The following is a 19,250-nucleotide window of genomic DNA, read 5'->3' on the forward strand; positions in this document are numbered from 1 at the left end:
TTATGCTTTTGGGGCTCTAGCCTGGGATTGGCCTAGCGCTGCGAAGGGGCGGCAGGCCCGATAGGGCCGAGCGGATAGCGAGCCCCGTAGCATAGCGGCACCTGCCCGCTGGCAGGGGCAGGCCCCTATCCTTACGGAGGGGGCAAGCCCATCACGCGAAGCAAGCTGGGCAGGCCCAAAAACGGCAATCTGGCCTGCGCCTTAACGGACGGTGCGCCTACTGCTTGACAATACGCAGTGCTTGTGCACCATTTTTATTCTGCAGCTGCAGCAGGTAGAGGCCGGCAGGCCAGGGCTGCATATCTATGGCAAATGGCACATGCCCAGGCAACGCCTCTCCGGAGGCCAGTATGCGCCCTCTCATATCGGTGAGCTGATAGCTGAACGGGCCTGCGTCTGCCCTATCCCATACCACTTGTATTGCTGAACGGGTTGGGTTGGGGTACGCCCGGGCGTTGGCTCCGGCTGGCTCCGGGCCCGTTGTGGCTGTCGCAATCCGGTAACTGGGCTGCCCGGTAAAGCCGTTTCCGGTTGTGCTGAGCACCATAGTGAAAACAGAGGTGCAGCCGTCAGGGGTAGACAGCGTCAGTGTGGCTTCATAATTCCCTGGCGCAGCATAGGTGTGCAGAGGCAGGGGCTCTGTGCTGGTCTGGCCGTCGCCAAAATCCCATTCGAAGGTGGCAGCGAAATCACTGGATAGGTTCAGGAATGCATAAGTGAGGCTATCGATCTGAAGGGGGACGAAAAGCGCTTGGCATTCTGTATCGTACAAAATGCCTGCATCGGTCAGTATGAGCATGCTCAGGCTGCTGCTGCAATTGCCGTTGTTTACCGTAAGGGTGACCAGGTAAAGCCCGGGGCTGCTGTAGGTATGTACCGGGCTTGGCAAGGTGCTGCTGTTGCCGTCCCCAAAGCTCCAGAACCAGCTTTGGGCATCTCCCATTGACAGGTCTTCGAACACAAAAGACAGCGGGTTGTCCGCATTTTGGGAAAAGGTGAACATCGCCTGGCAATCTGGGGTATTGCCTGCGCCGCCGTTCCCAATGAACACCGTTTGTGCCTGGCTGCTTGTGCACCCATCTTCAGTGGTGATGGTAAGCACGACCTCAGCCATCCCTGTCCCTTCAAAGATAAAGACGGGGTTCTGTTCTACGCTGCTGCCCTGCCCTGCAAAATCCCACTCCCAAGAGACGATTGGGGAGGTAGAAAAAGAGTAATCCAAAAACTGCACGCTTCCCGGTGCATCTGCTGGAAAGGACTCAAACAAGGCTTCACAGAAAGGCTCCCCGCCATCGCAGGGCTCATACCAATCGGGGCCAAAGCCAGCGCACTCCGCATAGCAATCGTTCTGGAAGGTCAGGACGTCTCCTGTTGGGAGGGTAACACAAACTGGGGCATAAACCTGATAGCACTCACACCCTGCTGTCCCTCCACATTCATAATATACCGATTCGTCGTACCCTTCGCATGCTGCGAAGCAGGCATTCGGGAACTCAAGGATCTGGCCTGAAGGTGTGGCGACGCAGACGGGGTCGTACGTGAAATCGCAATCGCACGGAGGGGCGATGTCGCACTGAATGAACTGATCTGGCGTAAACCCTGTGCACAAAGCGAAGCAGCTGTTTTCAAAAGTAAGGGTATCCCCTTCCTGCACCACACATACGGGGGCAAAAACAGCTGGGCAGTCATCACAGCCAACCGCTTCGCATTCGACTATATCTTCCGGGCTGAAGCCTTCGCATACGGCCAAACAAGCATTCGGGAATTCAATCGTCTGGCCTGAAGGCGTGGCGATACATACAGGGTCGTACGTGAAATCGCAATCGCAAGGGTCCGTACAGTCAGGCAGAAAATCTGATGGAGAATAGCCCAGACAAACTGCAATGCAGGCATTGGGCAGGACTATGATCTGTCCAGCCTCATTGGCTACACAAACGGGGTCGAATGCGTCGTCGCAGGCACAGCCCGTAAAACCGCCTCCTACATGCACTACGGTTTCGTAGATGCTGCTGCAACCGCCTGCCGTGGTGATCTCAAGGATGACGACGTATTCCCCCTCAGCGGGGAAAGCATAAGTGGGCGATGGGCCTTCAAGCACTTCTCCTGTGGGCATAATCCAGTTGTAAATGGTAATGCTGTCAGCCAAAGACCAGGAGGCGTCCCAAAATTGAACCGAAAGGGAATCACTGCCCTGCTCGTAAAAGAAATAGGCTTCGCAAAAGTCAAAACCGAGTTCGCCACAATCGGCCAAGTCTGCTGCTGAAAAGCCAGCGCATTGCGCGTAGCAGAAGTTTTCGAACAGCTCTACCTGCCCGGGTACCACCTCAATGCAGACTGGCTCGTAAGGCAGGTTCCAGCAATCGCAGGCCGGTTGTTCGAATATTTCTACATGCATCAGAAAGGTGGAAGAGCAGGTGTCTGCTGAAATGGTTAGACTGACAGGGAATGCCCCCGGGCCAGGGAATTCGTGCAAGGGCTCCTGCTCGGTTGACGTTTGCCCATCGCCAAAATCCCATAGCCAGCTCTCGATGTCAGCGGAAGCGCTTGAGATGTCGTAGAACTGTACGAGATAGGGCGCGCTCTCCACCTGCTCATAAAAGAAAAAAGCTTCGCAGTGCTCGGGCGGCGGCGGCGGGTTCAAATCGCTGCACACCACCAGGTCGATGCCAGCCACAACCGGCAAGTCTTGCAGCAGGGCAATTTCTACTTCCACAATTTGGCCTGTACAGAAGTCCATAACGGACAGCTGCCCAATAAGTGCTGGCACTGCCGGGCTGAAGTCAAAGTCAAAAGCGAAGTGGAAGGCGCCTCCCTCATCGGTGATGGCGGGTAGGAAAAGGTTCTGCTCCAAGAATGCGAGCTCTACGGGGAAGCCGGGAACGGGCGTTTGCTCTTCTCCAAACAGGACACGGCCGCTCACCTCCATGTTTTCTGCTTGCGCAGGGTGTAGCAGCATCAGGAAGAGCCAGCTGAATAGGAATGTCATTTTTTTCATAAAGCCAGGTAATTTGTTGTAAATGATTAATATAGCGTGTATTGGTTAAAGTGCAGGATCAGTGGGGATCGGTTATGACCACAATTTTCCGGGTGGCAGAAAGGTTGCCAGCTGCCCGTGCGTGCAGGAAGTACACCCCAGCTGCGGGGGCGCCCTTGCCGATTGTGATCCTTGCCGTGCGTTTACCGTTTAACACAAAGTGCTCCACGGCTTCCCCATAAGCATTCGTGACCGTCACGGCCTCCAAAGGCTCAGGTGCTGAAAGGAAGACGGTGCCATCGCTGTTTGGGTTAGGGAAACAGCGCAGGCCCAATGAGCCTGGGGCTTCCTGCTGCCGGGTAATGAGGAAATTGGGGTTGTATACGGTAAGCACTACGCTGTCTGTGTTCACGGGCAGCAAGGATAGGCTGTCGTCTGCCAGCATCACTTCGGCAATCTCGATCAGCACCTCTGTGCTGTCGGCTTCCATAAAAGTGATGAGGTCATCTTCTATGATAATGGAAAGCTGCCCGACCCTCCCCTGCGCCGGGAAAGGGGCGTTGCCATATCGGGTCGTCGCAATGTCGAGCTCATCGGTCTGCTGCGGGTCTATAGCCTGGAAACGGAAGGATGACTGTGTGCCGCCCAGCCACTGCGGGCTAAACTGAAGCCCTATGCTTTGGATATAGTTTTTGTTGAAGCGGATGGTGTAGGCCAGCCCGTTCACTTCCTGAACGCCCCCTTCAGGATACTCAAGGTCCACATCAATACTGATAGCAGAGCCGGCGGTCAATGGCACAGGGATGGCATTTGGCGAAAGCCTGATCTGTGGGTCTGCTCCAGGGATGGGCTCCGGATAGTCCACTTCAAGGGGCGTAGCATGGCTACTGCCAAAATTGGCAATGACCGCAAAGAGGTCGGGCAGGCCGATCTGCCCATCCCCGTTTGCGTCTGCAAAGGCAAAGCCGGTGCCATCGGGGAATTCCTGAGCCCAAGGCAATGGGATTGGCATTTCCATAAAGGCTGTGCCGGTGACCAGCCGCGAAGGCCCAATACTGCCATAGGCATATCCGGTGTAGAGGATATCCCGCTGATCTACCCGCCCGCTGTTGTCCGTGTCGCCAGGATATACTTGGGCTTCAGCCGCCGTAAAGCAGCAACAGAGCCCTATCAAAATCCAAAGTAATCTTGCCATTTTCCTGGATGGTTTTAATTCACGTTACAAATGTAACCGCCATATTTAGGCCTGGCAACAACAATAATTTAAATAAATAGTAGCCTTTATTACTATTTTTACTAAAATAGACCTTGGTAGTCAGTGATTTACAAATTATTGGCTATAGATAAAATATTTAAAAGTCATTTTAGCCTATGGAAAAAAGCAAATTGGCGAAAAGCTTGTCCCGCCTCTCCCCCGCTCAGTGGGACAGCCTGATGCAGTATGCAGGCTCTACTGCCTCAGGGCTTCCGAAAGATGCTTTGCAGCTGTTGCAGTTGCTGCGCGAACGTGCAGGCACGGCCGGCGCGCTGAGCAAAGAGGAGGCTTTTCGCGCCGTATATCCAAGGGCCCCTTTCAACCTTCAGCAGATCAATCAGGCGATGAGCTTTGCCCTGAAGGCAGTGGAATCTTGGATGGCGTTGCAGTGGCAGGCTCAGCGCCCGGCCCTGCAGCACTGGCAGCGTGCGGAGGCGCTATTGGGGGCCGGGCTCCCCAAGCATTTCCGTCAGGCCCTCCGGCAAGGGGAACGGGCTAATGCGCGGCAAAAGGACGGAGCGTGGAAACGGCACCTGGATTTTTTGCTGGCCGACCTTAGGGAACGGGCATTTCAGCAGGAGAACACGAGACGGCCAGACCCCGCCCTGCAGCAGGCGTCTGATGCCCTCGATGAGCATTATGCGCTTCAAAAGCTGAAGTATGTCTGCGCTATGCTCAACCGGGAAAAGCTGATGCAAGAACAGTTCGAATACCACCTCCCCTCTTTTGTTTTGCATGGGGCTGGCTTTCATTCCCCGCTCATCGGATTGTACCGCAACCTTTACCACATCTTGAGCGGAGAGGAAGGCCATGAAGCAAGATTCAGGGAGTACCTACAGCTGTACAGAGCAGCGGAGAGCCAAATCGGCCGCTCAGAGAGCCGCGCCTTGCTGTATTATGCCATCAATTATTGCATAGGGCAGATCAGGGACGGGCAGCGGGCATGGGCTTTGCCCCTTTTTGAATTGTACGAGAACGGGCTGAAGCGCGGGCTTTTAGTCGAGGGCGGGCTGCTCTCGCCCTGGACTTACAAGAACATGGTCAAGATAGGGCTTAACCTGAAGCGTTTTGGCTGGGTAGAAAGCTTTGTGCGCGCCTATTCGAAAATGTTGCCAGAGGCGGAGAAGGAAGATGCGCTGCACTACAACCTCGCAGAGCTGTATTTTTTCCAGGCCCGCTACGATGAGGCCTTACAGCAGTTGCACCGGGTGGAGTTCACCGATATCCACTACAACTTGGGGAGCCGGGCTCTGCTGGCCAAAATCTACTACGAACAACAGCAGTCAGACCCGCTCGAAGCTGCTCTCCGGGCTTTCCTGGTCTTCTTGCGGCGGCAGTCTAAAATCCCTGTGGCAGTCCGTGAGCCTTACAAGAACTTTGCCCGCATATTGCTGCGCGCCCTAAAGAGCCTGCCAGAGCACCTTCCTCTTTTGGAGAAGGAAGTACAATCTCTGCCTTCCCTCAACAACCGGGATTGGATCCTTCAAAAGCTAAGGGGGAAGCAGGTTTAGCCACGGGCATTTTCCCGCCGCAGGCTCCGCTGCTGTTCAAAATCGTAAAGCGTAAGGCGCCGGAGGTCATAATATGCGAGCCAGAAATTGCGCAGGGCATTGGCGTATGCCACCCGTGCGCTGGCTTCCTGGCCGATCGAGATGTTCAGGTCTGCGATAGCGATTTTGCCTACCCGGTACCGCTGCCGGGTGATGTCGAGCTGTTTCTGGGCGACTTCGTACGCCCGGAGCGCTAGGCTCACTTGCTGCCGCTGCAGATCGAACTGTTGGACCTTCACGAGGATCTCCCTTTCGAAGGCAATACGGCTTTGCTGTACCTGAAGGGCAGTCAGCTCTTGGTTGGAGCGGGCGATCTCAATGCGGGAGCGGGCTTTGCCCCAGTCTGCAATAGGCACATTGAGGCTGATGTTCAGCCGCTCTTGGTCGAGCGGGTCTGAATACGCATTATTAAAGGCATTGGCAGTTTGGGAAAGGGCAAAGTAGCCCGATACATTGGCCGAAGGGCCCGTAGTCCCCTTAGCCCGTGCTACCTCTTGCTCGGCTTGCTTTATCCTTCGCTGGAAGGCTACCGTTTCGCTGCGGTTGGCTTGTGCGAGTTGCAGGGCCTGCTCTGCGTCAACCGTAAAGACGGGGATGTTTTCCGGGGTCTGAGGGATGAAATAGACCGCCTCTTCTATGCCGAGGAAGTTCCTCAAGGCTTCTGAGCTGGTCTGCAGGGAAAGCGCGTTATTGGCCAGGGAAGCATCCGCGTTCATGGCACTGAGCTCAATTTGCAGGAGCTCTGTCTCTGCGATACGCCCCACTTCAAAGCGCCCTCTTGAAATGGCGAGCAGGGTGTCGGCATCCCTCTTGTCCCGGCGGGCCGCTTCTAAGTTGAGCTGGGCGATCAGCACATCAAAAAAGAGGAGGGCGGCATCATAGGCTACATTTTCCATGTCCTCTGAATAAGCCCGCTGAGCTTCTTCGTAAAGCAGGGGCTGTACTTCCCGCTCCCACTTGAGCGCGTTGTATTGGAACAAGGGCTGTTGGAAGCCAATGGCTACAGGGGTACTGAGGTAAGAAATGGAACCATCATTGGAGGCCGTCCTGAAGATATCTATCCGCTCCAGCCCGGTCTGCGCAAAAATAGAGCCGCCGGTCAATGCCACATCTTGTTCTAAGCTGAGGTTGACGCTGTTGCTCATTAAAGCCCGGTTGATGAAAGCCTCCGAGCCATCGGGCAGGGTGATGGGCTGAATCGAGCGGTTGAGGTTGGGCAGTGTAGCGCCAAAGCTGATCTGAGGCTTGTAATCGGCCAGAAAGGACTGGTAGCGCCAGAAATTGTTCCTCACTGCTGTCTGTGCGATCTGCACGTCAGGGGCACCGCCGATGGCCATCTCCACAATCTCTGAAAGCCCCGCACGCAAGGTATCGGGCTGTGCAAAGGCTGGCTGGAATAAGAAGGTGCAAAACAGTAGGATAAAGCTCAGTTTTCGCATAATCAGGGTTTTGGGGCCTAGTCTGCCCGGAGTGCTTTAATGGGGTCTTGTTCTGCTGCTTTCCGCGCGGGGAAGATGCCGAATACCAGCCCGATGCTGGCGGCTACGCCGAAGGACAGGATGATGGACCAAGCAGACACAATAGTGGGGATTTCAGCGTAAGCGGCTATGGTCCTTGCGGAAAAAACGCCCAGGAAAACCCCTATAGCCCCGCCTATGAGAGAAATGAAGACCGCCTCGAACAGAAACTGCAGGACGATGTCATTCCGGGTGGCTCCCAGGGAACGGCGGACGCCAATCTCCTTGATCCGCTCCAGGACGGAAGCGAGCATGATGTTCATGATGCCAATACCGCCTACGAGGAGGGAAATCCCGGCAATGACCGCCAAGACCAGGTTGAAGGTGTCTTGGGTCTGCTGCTCCTGCTCCAAGAGCAGCTCTGGCACTTCTATCTCGATGTCCGCAACGCCAAGGTGCCTGCGGTTGAGCGCGCGGGCGATGACATCCGCGCTTGCGCGAAGGTTTTTGGATTCGTCTATGCGGATGACAAGGCGGTCTAGCTGATGGTAGTTGGAAGGGGCGTTGCCGTCCTCATTGTCTTCCCCTATATCGTCCCGTGTGATTTTGGAGCGGTTCTTAAAGCGGAGCAATGCGGTCGTCACAGGTACATAGACATCAGCGTTGTAGTCCCGTATGCCAAGCTGAGAAAGGCTTTCTTGGTCTGCGTTGCGCTTTTCCAGCACGCCTATGACTTCCAGCCAGGTTTTTCCGCATTTGATCTTCTTGCCGATGGGGTTCTCTTCGTTGAAGAACCGCTTCTGTATCTCTTTGCCAATGATGCAGACCGCTGCGCCCTGCTCGGCGTGCAAGGGCTGAAAGCCCATACCTTGGCCGACAGCAAGCCCGTTGAGCTCGAAGAAGGCATTGTCGATGCCCACACAGCGGCCGTTTTCCTGTCGCCCATCCCGGACAATGCTAACAGGCAAGACCACTTCCGGGCTCACCCGCTCAGCTGTTGGCAAGATCGCTTTAACGGCGGCGGCATCGGCAAGGGTCAGCCCAGGGGAATACGGCTTTTTGGGGCTCTCCCCCTCTTCTGAGGAGCCCTCTCTTTCCTCAGCAGCCTGCGGCACTACCGAGCGGATGACAATATTATTGGTGCCGATGAGCTTCATCTGGTCCAAGATAGACTGTTTGGCGCCTGTGCCGATCGCTAGCATGGCAATGACCGCGCCAACGCCGAAAATAATGCCGAGCGCGGTCAGGAAAGAGCGCAGCTTATTGGCATTGACCCCTTCCAATGCAAGGATGAAATTGAATATGGTACGCTGCATGGGTTGCCGGGTTTAGTCTATGATAATGAAGCCGCCACCGCCACCACCGTTGTTGCTGCTGGGCGGGGCAATGTTTTTGACTTCGGCTTTCCGCCGCATAGCCTCTTTTTCCCGCTCTGCTTTTTCCTTCTCCAGCTGTGCCCTGACCCGCTGCTTGACGGCTGCGGGCAAGGGCTCGAACGGCAGGTCTTCTGCGTTGGCAGGAGGGTTGAGTAGCACGACATCCCCGGCTGCGATGCCGTGAGCCACAACAATCTGATCTGCGTTGGCCAGCCCGGTGATGATCTCTTGGCGCACGACTCCCGCCCCTGTTGCTTTGTAAACAAAGGGGAGCGAATCAGACTGTAGGGCCTCAAGGGGCACCGACAGCAGCCCTTCGTAAACACCGGTGATGATCTCGTTGCTCGTCGTCATGGCAGGGCGCAAGATGGAGTCGGACTCGTTGACCTGCACGATAACTTCGAAGACCTTGGCATCGTACCCGCTGAGCTGCTCGCCGATATTGGCCACTTTGATGACCTTGCCAGTGTAAGACCGGTCAGGGAAAGCATCGACCTGCACTTTGACGTCCTGCCCTTCTTGTACCCTGCTGATGTCCACTTCGTTGACGTAAGTCTGTGATATCATATCGCTGAGGTCTGGCAGCTCCGCAACGATCGGGTCCCAGGCCGATATCCTGGCGCCGGGCTCTTTCTTGCCTCGCCAAGTGCGGGCATAGATGACCATGCCGGGCTCCGGTGCGTAGATGGTCATTTCATCAGACAAGTCAGCATAGACTTTGAGCTGCCGTTGCTGCTGCCGCAGCAAGGCATCGATTTCCTGGATCTTAGCGATGGCCTGCTGCTGCTTCAGCTCATATTTTTTGAGCACCTGCCCATAGTCGCGCTCCGTGCGCTCAAGGTCCAGCTCTGCCTGCTGTATGACAGACCGGGGCTCGTACTTGCTCTGTTCCACTGCGAGCAGTTTCCCCTGTTTGGCAAAGACCAAGTTCGCCAGCTCGTCCCGGATCCCCCTAAGCTCAATGGCGGTATCGATGCGGGCTTGTTCCAGTTGGGTTTGTATCTTTTCAATCTCGCTGCGGGCATCTGTCATTTTGCTGGCCAGCTCGGTCCGGTCGAGCGAGGCCACATAATCGCCAGCGCTGACTACGGTGCCCTCTGCCACCAAGTCGGAAAGGGTGGTTTCGTAAATCCCTGCAGGCCTCATGCCCGCTGGAGCCTGGATTTTGACAGACCGCTTGGCTGCCAGCTCGCCGGTCGCCGTTACTTTTATCACAAAAGGAGCGGGCTGCACTTCGTAGCGGATGGATTCTTGCTGGGGGGCAGCCTCGGGGCTGCTCAAGAAATACCAGGCAGCTATGGCTGCAAGGGCGAGCAGTATAACGGGGATTGTAGCTTTAGAGCGCAGCATGGGCATCGGTTAAATTGTGTATTGGGCAAAATAGGAAAAGATTGTCCTGCCGGGCAGGAGAAATACATTTCTTAACAATTAGATAACGAGTGGTTAAAGCATAAATAGCTGTAAAACAACCAATTGCTACATTACCAACATTTTAAGAGCACTTTTCCACAGTGAGTGTTGGTGAAAAAGCACTAGGGGCGGGTTTTTCCACAGCGGGCTGAATCCTTTAACAGTAGTGCCTGTACGAATATGCCCTAACTCGGTTATGTTTTTACGGGGGGAAACTTTTCAACACGAGTTTTATATCAGGATAATTTTTGCCAACTTTGTACTCCTCCTATAATTGAAGGGCACAGATAAAACACCGAAAAAATGCGACGACCGGACCGGCTAACCCCGGTTATCCAACCTGCATTTTTCAACAACTAACTTGCTGATACTCCAAACTTTGGGTGTATGCCTTTGCCAAACAGGGCGTGATTGCGCAACAGCCAGAGGCTAAACCTTATTTTTTAAGTTTTAAAACTGCAGAATGACTAAAGATCATGCAACAGTCTGGGGTAACTGTCTGCAGACCATTCGCAAGAATGTGAACCAGCAGAGTTTCAAGACTTGGTTTGAGCCCATCAAACCAGTGCGTCTTGATCAGAATGCACTGACGATACAGGTTCCGAATAAATTCTTCTACGAATGGCTTGAAGAGCACTATGTCAACCTCTTGAAGACTACGATACGCCGCGAGCTCGGCGACCGGGGCAGGCTGGAGTACCAGATCCTGATGAGCTCTGGCAGCAGTGCTGCTGGCACTGGGCCAAGCCCAAAAAATGGGGGGTTCCAAGTAAGCAACAGTGGTGGGAAAGCACCTGCGGCCAAAGGGGGGAGCGGCTATGCACCTGGCATGGTGGACACGCAGTCCATCCAAAACCCTTTCGTCATTCCTGGCATCCGGAAAGTAAAGGTCGAGTCCCAGCTCAACCCTAACTACCTTTTCGACAACTACATCGAAGGGGACTGCAACCGCTTGGCGCGTTCTGCTGGCTTGGCCATTGCCAAAAAACCGGGCACCACTTCTTTCAACCCTTTGGTCATCTTTGGGGATGTTGGGCTGGGCAAAACACACCTCGCCCATGCGATCGGCAACGATGTACTGACGCGCTTCCCTTCCAAGACCGTGCTCTACGTCTCAAGCGAAAAGTTCACCAACCAGATCATTCAGTCCATAAAGAATAATGCGGTCAACGATTTTGTCAACTTCTATCAGTTGATAGATGTGCTCATCGTCGATGACATTCAGTTCCTGGCCAACAAACAGAAAACCCAGGAGATCTTCTTCCATATCTTCAACCAGCTCCATCAGAACGGCAAACAGATCATCCTGACTTCAGACCGGCCGCCTAAAGACTTGGACGGTATGGAAGAACGCCTGATCTCCCGATTCAAATGGGGGCTCTCCGCTGACCTGCAAGCACCAGAGCTCGAGACGAGGATCGCCATCCTCGAATCTAAAATGAACCGGGAAGGGCTTGAGCTGCCTGCCGATGTGACAGAATTCATCTGCTACAACATACAGAACAACATCCGCGAGCTGGAAGGGGTCCTCGTCAGCCTTATGGCGCAGTCTTCCCTCAACCGCAGGGAAATCGATATGGACCTGACCAAGCAGGTGATCCGCAATTTTGTCAAACAGATCAATAAAGAGATCACCGTAGAATACATCCAAAAGCTGGTTGCGGAGCACTTCAGCCTCCCTGTAGATAAATTGCAGGGGAAAACCCGCAAACGGCAGGTCGTCATCGCACGGCAGCTTTCTATGTACCTGGCTAAAAACCTGACCGACAAGTCGTTGAAGGCTATTGGCGAAAATTTCGGTGGGCGCGATCATAGCACCGTGATCTACTCCTGCAAAACGGTATCAGACCTTATGGAGACCGATATGATCTTTAAGGATACAGTGGCTGAGCTCGAAAAGAAAATCAAACTGAGCTTGCACGATCAATAGCTGGATTTTTTTTAAAATCCTATGCATTGATTGTCAATTGACTAATGGGATCAGGCTACATCGGGCACTTTTTTTTAGCCCTTATAGTTTGGTTTTTTGATCAGGCCACTTATCTTTGCAATCGCTTACGAAAACAGCAACAAACGAGTTGTACAGTAAGCTGCCAATACAACTTGAAAGGGCAAAAGCAATTGCCCCCAATTTATCGGCATCATTGACATAAACAGGCTTCACCGCCTAACAGCATAGCAGCGGCAAACTACCGCTGTTTTATTTCAACTCTTTTACCATGGTGACGTGGGTGAGTGGCTGAAACCACCAGTTTGCTAAACTGGCATACTCTTAACGGGGTATCGGGGGTTCGAATCCCCCCGTCACCGCACCACAACAAGAAAAAAATTAATATTTTTCTTGTAAATCTCTGGAAAGCATTTATCTTTGCATCGCCTTGAAGGAAAGGCACAATTCCATGAGAATGTGGAAGAGTTTCGGGGCGTAGCGCAGTCCGGTTAGCGCACCTGCTTTGGGAGCAGGGGGCCGCAGGTTCGAATCCTGCCGCCCCGACATTTAAAGGTCACCTTATTATAAGGTGGCCTTTTTTTTTGCCCCTGCCCATCTTCCTTCCGCTCCCCACCCTACTGCTTTCCCCTTTATATCATCCGGCCTTTGCCACATTCTAAAGGTAGCGCTCGCAGTCCAATAGGCCACTATCCAATACGCTCCGAGCGGGCAGGCAGACAGGTATTGTTGGTGGGGCCTACCCCTGCCTCGCAGCAGGGGTCGCTATGCTACGGGGCTCGCTGTCCGCTCGGCCCTTCCGGGCTTCCACCCCTCCGCAGCGCTAGTCCGTTGCCACTATGGAGCTCAAGGCTACGCGCGTTTAAGCCCAGGCTTTTCCCAGCCGGCACCAACGAGAAAAGCCTTGGGAGAACCCCCAAGGCTTTTCATAATTGCGTGTATCATTTAGCGCCTAAAGGCGCTTATCTTAATACCTTCTGCTGAAACCGCCACGGCCACCGCCGCCGCCACCGCCACCGCGGTTTTCGCGTGGTTCCGCTTCTTTCACAACAATTGTACGGCCATCAAGCTCGACGTTGTCCAAGCCTTTGATAGCTGCACGGGCTTCATCATCGTTAGGCATTTCAACAAAGCCGAAACCTTTTGAGCGGCCTGTCATTTTGTCCATGATGATTTTTACAGAATCTACGGCTCCGAACTCCTCAAATGCGTATTGGAGATCATTTTCTTGGGTGTCGTAGTTCAGTCTTGCAACAAAAATATTCATAAGAAAGAATTTTGCCCTCCCCGTATTGCGGGCAGAGCGAGTAAAAAGTAAAACGAAAAAACTAAGGGAAAGGATAAGGAGAAAAACCGGATAGGAATCTGATTAGCCTTGGGCTTAATTTTATCTGGTGCAAGGTTACGGGAAAAAAACGGGACTTGCCATTTTTTTTTCAAAAAGTCGACAAAATCTTTGTTTTGGCATTAGCTTTAAATGCCTTCCCGGCAGTATTAGCTCCCCCGGCGCACGAGGGAGCAGGGCAAGGCTGTTTTTTGCAAGCTTGCACAAAGATGTAACTGTTTTTTTGGGTGTAGCCCAGCTGTTTCGGCAGCGGGCTACACTTTTTTTTAATCGCTCAGAACCTTTTGCCAACCCCAAGGCCGATAGAAAAGGTAGTATACGAATCCTCGCGGGTATCGTAAAAGAAAGTAGGGTACAGGTCCCAGTGGTGGCCTAGCTCTATTTCGTATTCTACCCCAAGCCTGAACAGCAAGAAGGTTTCATGTTTGTCGATCTCCACCCCTGGCCCTATTTGAAAAGCCAGGCCCTTCCAAGGTTTGAACAAGAGGTCGAGGGAAGAGACAAGGGGGAAATCGCGCTCTAGGAATTCTTCTTGTTCTCCTTCGATAATGAATGATTCCAGCTCGATGTCATTGTGAAGCCCCACCCCCCAAGTTTCATCGAACCAATACTCAATATCTAGCCCATAAGAAGGGATGGCAAAACGGCTGCCTTCAGCTACGCCCGGGATGAAAGTGTGGCTGATAAAAGCTGCAGCTCGCAGGTGCGGGAAAATGCTGTGCCGGTTGATGATCTTTTGGTTGTGGCCCTGCGCTTCGGCCTGGCCATCATCGTGCTGGGCAAAGCTGGGCAGGGCGAAAAGCAGCAACAGGGCTGCTATGCCCATTTGGGTGCAGTAGTGACGCATGGTGTGTAACTGTTTTTTGCAAAAATGCCTCAGGCTTGGCATTTTGTTGGTGAATCAGGTCACACTAGGCAATTTTACGCGCTGAGCCCCCAAAGGATTTTGATGCAAATGATAAAAGTGATCCCAATGACAAAGTAGCGGAAGGCGGTTTCTGGTATCAGGCGGACGAGGCGGATGCCCGTAAAGACTCCGAGCAAAATAGCAGGCAGGGCAATGAGGTCTGCCAGGAAGCTGTGCCAGTTGATGGTCTGCCAGACCCAGATGTGGAAAGGGATTTTAAAAAGGTTGATAAGCAGGAAGAACCAGGCCGCAGTACCTATGAAGGCATTTTTGGGGATGCGGGTAGACAGTAGGTAGACTGCCATGATAGGCCCCGCAGCATTGCCGATCATCGTGGCAAAGCCCCCCATAGCCCCAAAGACAGCCCCACCGAGCCAGTGCCCGGAAAGCATTTTGGAAAAGGAGGCATTTTCTTGCAGCAGCAGCAGGGCGAGGCTGCCAATGATAATGACCGCAATCAGCCCGGTGAAGGAACTGTCGGCCACGAGCTGCCCCACTACAATGGCTACGCCCACACCCAATACTGCGGCAGGGAGCAGCCGCTTGATGTATGCCCACTCTGCATGCCGGCTGTAATAGTTCACCGCGAACACATCTGCCATAGAGAGCATAGGCAAGACAAGCCCGACCGATGGCTTGCCGCCGAAGGTAGCAGCCATCAGGGGCACTACAAACATGCCCAAGCCTTTTATACCGGCTTTCCCCATCCCGATAAGGAATGCGCAAGCAAAAAGCACCGACCACTGTTGCCAGGAGTAGCTGTCGAGCAGGGAGGTCAAGAGGTCCACTTGTCAAGATTGGCCAGGGGGAGAAGCCTGTAGTGATGAAATACGAAAGCTGGCCCCACAACCGATTGGAGCCAGCTTCCTATTGTGCAAATGTGCCCAGACGGCTAAGCGTTGAGGTAGAGCGTCTCTTTAGCCGCCTCGACGATCTTTGCCGCATTGGGCAGGTAAGCCTCTACCAAGGTAGGCGCATAAGGCAGGGAGGTGTCCGCTGCATTTACCCGGGTCACAGGTGCATCGAGATAATCAAATGCGTATTTCTGGATTTCGTAAGCAATTTCAGCAGAAACGCCAGCAAAAGGCCAAGACTCATCAATGACTACCATTCGGTTGGTCTTTTTGACAGAATCGACCAGGGCCTTATGGTCTAGCGGGCGGATGGTCCGCAGGTCGATCACTTCAGCAGAAATGCCTTCCTTGGCCAACAGCTCGGCAGCTTCCAAAGTAGGGAAGATCATTTTATTGAAAGTCACCAGTGTGATATCGGTGCCTTCACGGCGTACTGCCGCTTTCCCGATCTCTACCAGGTACTCCCCTTCCGGCACTTCAGCCTCATAGCCGTACATCATTTCAGACTCCATCATGCAGACCGGGTCGTTGTCCCGGATTGCAGCTTTGAGAAGCCCCTTGGCATCCGCAGGGTCAACGCAGGAGATGACCTTGAGGCCAGGCACATTCGCCATCCAGCTTTCGAAAGTCTGAGAGTGCTGCTGTGCGAGCTGGCCCGCACTGCCTGAAGGGCCACGGAAAACGATGGGGCACTGAAACTCTCCAGCAGATTGTGAAAGCGTCTTGGCCGCGTTGTTCACGATTTGGTCAAAGGCGAGTACTGCGAAGTTCCAGGTCATGAACTCAACGATCGGGCGCAAGCCGTTCATTGCGGCCCCTACGCCTATACCGGCAAAACCAAGTTCTGCGATTGGGGTGTCGATCACGCGCTTCGGGCCAAACTCATCGAGCATGCCTTTACTGACTTTGTAAGCGCCGTTGTATTCTGCTACTTCCTCTCCCATGAGGAACACCGTTTCATCTCGGCGCATTTCCTCAGACATTGCCTCGTTCAGTGCATCGCGGAGTGCCAGTTTTCTTGCCATGTTTCTTTTTTGTTTTTAAACGCCTCTTTCCAGCTGTGCCGGTAGAGGCAAGGGTATGTTTTTGTTTCGAAAAGCGCAGGTTGTTCGCCGCTCGGCAGCTTCCAGTTCCTGTAGCGCTTTTCCTATCTGATTGGCTGGGGCCAACCCGAAGCCGCCCCATAGGGTTTGCAAAAATAACCAATATGACCGTAATAACAACCAGACCGTGGTCTAGTTTGTCAAGGGCGTAAACCAAAATGTCGCAGGCGTTTATGCTTTTGGGCTTTATAGCCTGACAACCCAGAATTTATGAATTCTGACTTGCTCTTTTTCCGTCTCTCTTCGCCAAAAAGCCTCGCCGACTTCATCGTGGAGCCCCTTATCCCCACGCTTCGTGTAGGCTATGCCTACGTTTTTTGTCTCGATAGCCGAAAAAATAGCAGCGTCATATTTTCAAAAATCCTAAGTTGTCAGATTATAGCCTGGCATTGGCCTAGCGCTGCGAAGGGGTGGCCGAAGGCCAGACCCGACGCCTGTAGGGCGAGGGGCCGAGCGGACAGCGAGCCCCGGAGCATAGCGGCACCTGCCCTCACGGCAGGTGCAGGCCCCATTCTTACGGCCTACAAGGCACAGCCCAATCTCCGCCCAACCTTGGCGTGCCCGCCGGGCATGAAATGTATTGGTGCTAAAGGAGCGGGCCACCGAAGATTTGGCAGGGCGCAGGGTTACTTATTTTTTGCTATTTTTGCGGCAGAACATAATACGGCTCGCCCGTGTTCCGTTTTCAGCCCGGACAAAACCAAAGAAGGCCCCTAAACTAAGAAACGTGATGAAAAAAATATCCCGCAACACCGCTACGGCTATCGCATTCCTTTCCGCTATCGCGCTGTCATCCTGCAACCGCGGTTATGGCTGCCCTTCCAACTTTTCTGCCGATGAAGCGTTGTCTTCAGTTGTTACAACTGTTGCACACGTCTTCAACCTGATTTTCTAAATGGCAAACATCAATTGGATACCGCTCGACAGCCGAGAGAAGCTGGCAGCGATCAAGCGACATTCAGAGGACACTCCATGTGTCATATTCAAGCACAGCACCCGCTGCAGCATCAGTGCATTGGCCAAGAACCGTTTGGACAAAGGCTGGAAGCTTCCGGAGAGCGATGTGCTGCCTTATTTCCTTGACCTTATTGCCTACCGTGACCTTTCCAATGCCATAGCCCTCGAGTACGGGGTGCGGCATGAGTCCCCACAAGTCCTGGTTATCCGGGAGGGCCGATGTGTGTACGAAGCATCCCATATGGGCATCAGCGCAGAGCAGATTGAGGAAGCCGTCAATGCCTGATGGCATAGCCTTGCGGTTGGCGGGCGCTGCGGCAGTTGGCTTTTCAGACCAAACTTTGGAATCAAAATGCAGGAAAGCGGAATCTTCGAGACAAGCGATGGGTCACACTCCATTTTTTCAACCCAATATGGTGTCAGCTATCATTCTAAGTATGGTGCGGTGCAGGAATCGAGGCACGTTTTCCTTGAGGCAGGCCTCTACCCGCTTTTCCTTTCCGGGGCAGAGGAAGTAGCTGTCCTGGAGACCGGGCTGGGCACCGGGCTGAATGCCCTGCTCACGGGTTTGGAAGCTGCCGCCCAAAAGCGCAAAGTATACTACCTTGGGCTCGAGGCTTACCCTATCGCCCCAGAGCAAGCCAAATCCTTGAATTATCCAGCCGTACTTGGCGAAAGCGCAGCTGAGCTGTTCGCCGCAATACACGAAATGCCTTGGGGCAAGCCTTCAGCGCTCAGCCATTATTTCACTTTCGAAAAGCAGCAGGCCCGCTTCGAAGCCTTTGCCTCCGCGCCGAAGTTCGATGTAATTTATTTTGATGCTTTTGCGCCCAATGCACAACCGGAGCTTTGGGGCGAAGAAGTACTGGGGCGTATGTACCAAGCTTTAAAGCCTGGCGGGCGCCTGGTCACCTATTGTGCGAAAGGTGCTGTGAAGCGCTGCCTGAAAGGGCTGGGCTTTACCATTGAAGCCCTTCCCGGGCCACCCGGCAAAAGGGAGATGACCCGGGCCGTCAAACCCAAACTGTGATGCGGCTTTCCGATGAGCTTTTTATGCGCCGCTGTTTTGAGCTGGCACGCTTGGGCGCCGGCTCCACAGCGCCCAACCCTATGGTAGGGGCCGTTATCTGCCATCAGGGGCGGATTTTGGGGGAGGGTTATCACCAAGCCTACGGGCAAGCCCACGCCGAAGTGAACGCAGTAAGGAGCGTCAGTCCTGCAGACCGCGCACTCCTGCCTGCATCTACCCTTTATGTATCTCTAGAGCCCTGCAATATCTATGGCAATACCCCTCCTTGTACCGACCTCGTCCTCAAGGAAGGGTTCAGCCGGGTAGTGGTCAGTAGTACCGACCTCACCCCCGGGGTACAAGGCTCTGGGCTGGAGCGGCTCCGGGCAGCCGGGGTAGAAGTCGTAACGGGTGTGCTGGCCCAGGAAGGGCAGCGGCTGAGCGCGGCCAGGAATACCTTCGTGGCCCTGCAGCGGCCTTATGTTTTGTTGAAATATGCCCAATCCGCAGATGGCTTTTTAGCGCCACTGCCCAAACGGCAACAATGGCTAAGCGGGCCGTTGGCCAAGCGCCTGGTGCACAAATGGCGGAGCGAGCACCCTGCGATCTGGGTAGGGGCCCAAACAGCGCGCACGGACAACCCGCGCCTTAACAACCGCTTCTACTATGGCCCCTCCCCTGTCCGCGTGGTGTACGACCGGGATTTGTCCCTGCCTCAAGAGCTGAACATTTTTGACGGGAGCAGCCGGACCCTCCTCTTTACCCATGCTGCTGAAAATATAGAATGGCGCGGGCGCTCAACAGGGGTTGAAGTCATCCGGTTGGAAGAAGGTGCAGGCTATGCCCCTCAGGTCTTGCGCCGGCTTGCTGAAGCCAAAATCTCTAGCGTTATGGTGGAGGGGGGCGCTGCTCTCTTGGCCGAGCTGCTGGGCCTTGGGCTTTGGGATGAAGCGCTGGCCCTCAGCAGCCAGGAAAACTACTTGGGGCAAGGGCTGAAAGCGCCCGAAATAGGCACAGCGCCCGCCTTCGAAGCCCAGTTGGGCCCTGACCATATTGCACAGTACTTCCGGCCATAGATGGCCCGGTGGGCCCTATTCGTTAAACT

The 19,250-nt window shown here is 54.0% G+C and carries 15 protein-coding genes and 2 tRNA genes; 8 read left to right on the top strand and 9 right to left on the bottom strand.

The window, feature by feature from the left end:
• Positions 1 to 217: 217 nt before the first annotated feature.
• The gene (locus tag FRY97_RS01220; RefSeq protein WP_147165593.1) at positions 218 to 2,995 is read right to left on the bottom strand and encodes a PKD domain-containing protein; all 2,778 of its coding nucleotides are present in this window, start codon (positions 2,993 to 2,995) and stop codon (positions 218 to 220) included.
• Between the two features lie 58 nt (positions 2,996 to 3,053).
• Complete coding sequence (locus FRY97_RS01225) at positions 3,054 to 4,169, bottom strand: T9SS type A sorting domain-containing protein (protein ID WP_147165594.1); 1,116 nt, start codon at positions 4,167 to 4,169, stop codon at positions 3,054 to 3,056.
• Between the two features lie 176 nt (positions 4,170 to 4,345).
• Between FRY97_RS01225 and FRY97_RS01230 the strand changes: the two genes are divergently transcribed.
• A complete protein-coding gene (locus FRY97_RS01230; protein ID WP_147165595.1) occupies positions 4,346 to 5,740 on the top strand; it encodes a tetratricopeptide repeat protein in 1,395 nt (464 codons plus the stop codon).
• Here the strand turns inward: FRY97_RS01230 and FRY97_RS01235 are convergent.
• Genes FRY97_RS01235 through FRY97_RS01245 form a run of 3 tightly spaced genes read right to left on the bottom strand, consistent with a single transcriptional unit; the run spans position 5,737 to position 9,962 of the window.
• Positions 5,737 to 7,218: a TolC family protein gene (locus FRY97_RS01235; RefSeq protein WP_147165596.1), complete on the bottom strand. Its 1,482-nt coding sequence runs from the start codon at positions 7,216 to 7,218 to the stop codon at positions 5,737 to 5,739. The genes FRY97_RS01230 and FRY97_RS01235 overlap by 4 nt on opposite strands.
• A 17-nt stretch (positions 7,219 to 7,235) precedes the next feature.
• Positions 7,236 to 8,552 carry an ABC transporter permease gene (locus FRY97_RS01240; protein ID WP_147165597.1) on the bottom strand — a complete coding sequence of 439 codons (1,317 nt, stop codon included), beginning with the start codon at positions 8,550 to 8,552 and terminating at the stop codon, positions 7,236 to 7,238.
• A gap of 12 nt (positions 8,553 to 8,564) precedes the next feature.
• Positions 8,565 to 9,962, bottom strand: a complete 1,398-nt coding sequence (locus FRY97_RS01245) for an efflux RND transporter periplasmic adaptor subunit (RefSeq protein WP_170254443.1) — start codon at positions 9,960 to 9,962, stop codon at positions 8,565 to 8,567.
• A gap of 523 nt (positions 9,963 to 10,485) precedes the next feature.
• Here FRY97_RS01245 and dnaA point away from each other — a divergent pair.
• The 3 genes from dnaA to FRY97_RS01260 all read left to right on the top strand — a co-directional run bounded on the left by dnaA (position 10,486) and on the right by FRY97_RS01260 (position 12,516).
• A complete protein-coding gene (gene dnaA, locus FRY97_RS01250) occupies positions 10,486 to 11,952 on the top strand; it encodes a chromosomal replication initiator protein DnaA (protein ID WP_147165599.1) in 1,467 nt (488 codons plus the stop codon).
• Between the two features lie 291 nt (positions 11,953 to 12,243).
• Positions 12,244 to 12,332: transfer RNA gene (locus FRY97_RS01255), tRNA-Ser, on the top strand.
• 109 nt (positions 12,333 to 12,441) lie between these two features.
• Positions 12,442 to 12,516, top strand: a tRNA-Pro gene (locus FRY97_RS01260).
• A gap of 421 nt (positions 12,517 to 12,937) precedes the next feature.
• Here the strand turns inward: FRY97_RS01260 and FRY97_RS01265 are convergent.
• The 4 genes from FRY97_RS01265 to FRY97_RS01280 all read right to left on the bottom strand — a co-directional run bounded on the left by FRY97_RS01265 (position 12,938) and on the right by FRY97_RS01280 (position 16,101).
• Positions 12,938 to 13,237: an RNA recognition motif domain-containing protein gene (locus tag FRY97_RS01265; protein WP_147165600.1), complete on the bottom strand. Its 300-nt coding sequence runs from the start codon at positions 13,235 to 13,237 to the stop codon at positions 12,938 to 12,940.
• A gap of 352 nt (positions 13,238 to 13,589) precedes the next feature.
• The gene (locus FRY97_RS01270; protein ID WP_147165601.1) at positions 13,590 to 14,162 is read right to left on the bottom strand and encodes a porin family protein; all 573 of its coding nucleotides are present in this window, start codon (positions 14,160 to 14,162) and stop codon (positions 13,590 to 13,592) included.
• A 74-nt stretch (positions 14,163 to 14,236) separates the two neighbouring features.
• Positions 14,237 to 15,010 (bottom strand): sulfite exporter TauE/SafE family protein, encoded by a 774-nt coding sequence (locus FRY97_RS01275; RefSeq protein WP_211356780.1) that lies wholly within the window; start codon positions 15,008 to 15,010, stop codon positions 14,237 to 14,239.
• 104 nt (positions 15,011 to 15,114) lie between these two features.
• Entirely contained in the window at positions 15,115 to 16,101 is a 987-nt protein-coding gene (locus FRY97_RS01280) for a pyruvate dehydrogenase complex E1 component subunit beta (RefSeq protein ID WP_147165602.1), read from the bottom strand.
• Positions 16,102 to 16,909: 808 nt separating this feature from the next.
• Here FRY97_RS01280 and FRY97_RS22260 point away from each other — a divergent pair.
• The 4 genes from FRY97_RS22260 to ribD all read left to right on the top strand — a co-directional run bounded on the left by FRY97_RS22260 (position 16,910) and on the right by ribD (position 19,221).
• Positions 16,910 to 17,074 (top strand): hypothetical protein, encoded by a 165-nt coding sequence (locus FRY97_RS22260; protein ID WP_170254444.1) that lies wholly within the window; start codon positions 16,910 to 16,912, stop codon positions 17,072 to 17,074.
• A complete protein-coding gene (ytxJ, locus tag FRY97_RS01285; protein WP_211356781.1) occupies positions 17,075 to 17,422 on the top strand; it encodes a bacillithiol system redox-active protein YtxJ in 348 nt (115 codons plus the stop codon). It abuts the gene before it with no gap.
• 66 nt (positions 17,423 to 17,488) lie between these two features.
• Entirely contained in the window at positions 17,489 to 18,166 is a 678-nt protein-coding gene (gene mnmD / locus FRY97_RS01290) for a tRNA (5-methylaminomethyl-2-thiouridine)(34)-methyltransferase MnmD (protein ID WP_147165603.1), read from the top strand.
• A complete protein-coding gene (ribD, locus tag FRY97_RS01295; RefSeq protein WP_147165604.1) occupies positions 18,166 to 19,221 on the top strand; it encodes a bifunctional diaminohydroxyphosphoribosylaminopyrimidine deaminase/5-amino-6-(5-phosphoribosylamino)uracil reductase RibD in 1,056 nt (351 codons plus the stop codon). Before mnmD ends, ribD begins: the two co-directional genes overlap by 1 nt.
• Positions 19,222 to 19,250 lie beyond the last annotated feature (29 nt).

It is taken from the genome of Phaeodactylibacter luteus (assembly GCF_007993045.1).
In the GTDB taxonomy this organism is placed as follows: Bacteria; Bacteroidota; Bacteroidia; order Chitinophagales; family Saprospiraceae; genus Phaeodactylibacter; species Phaeodactylibacter luteus.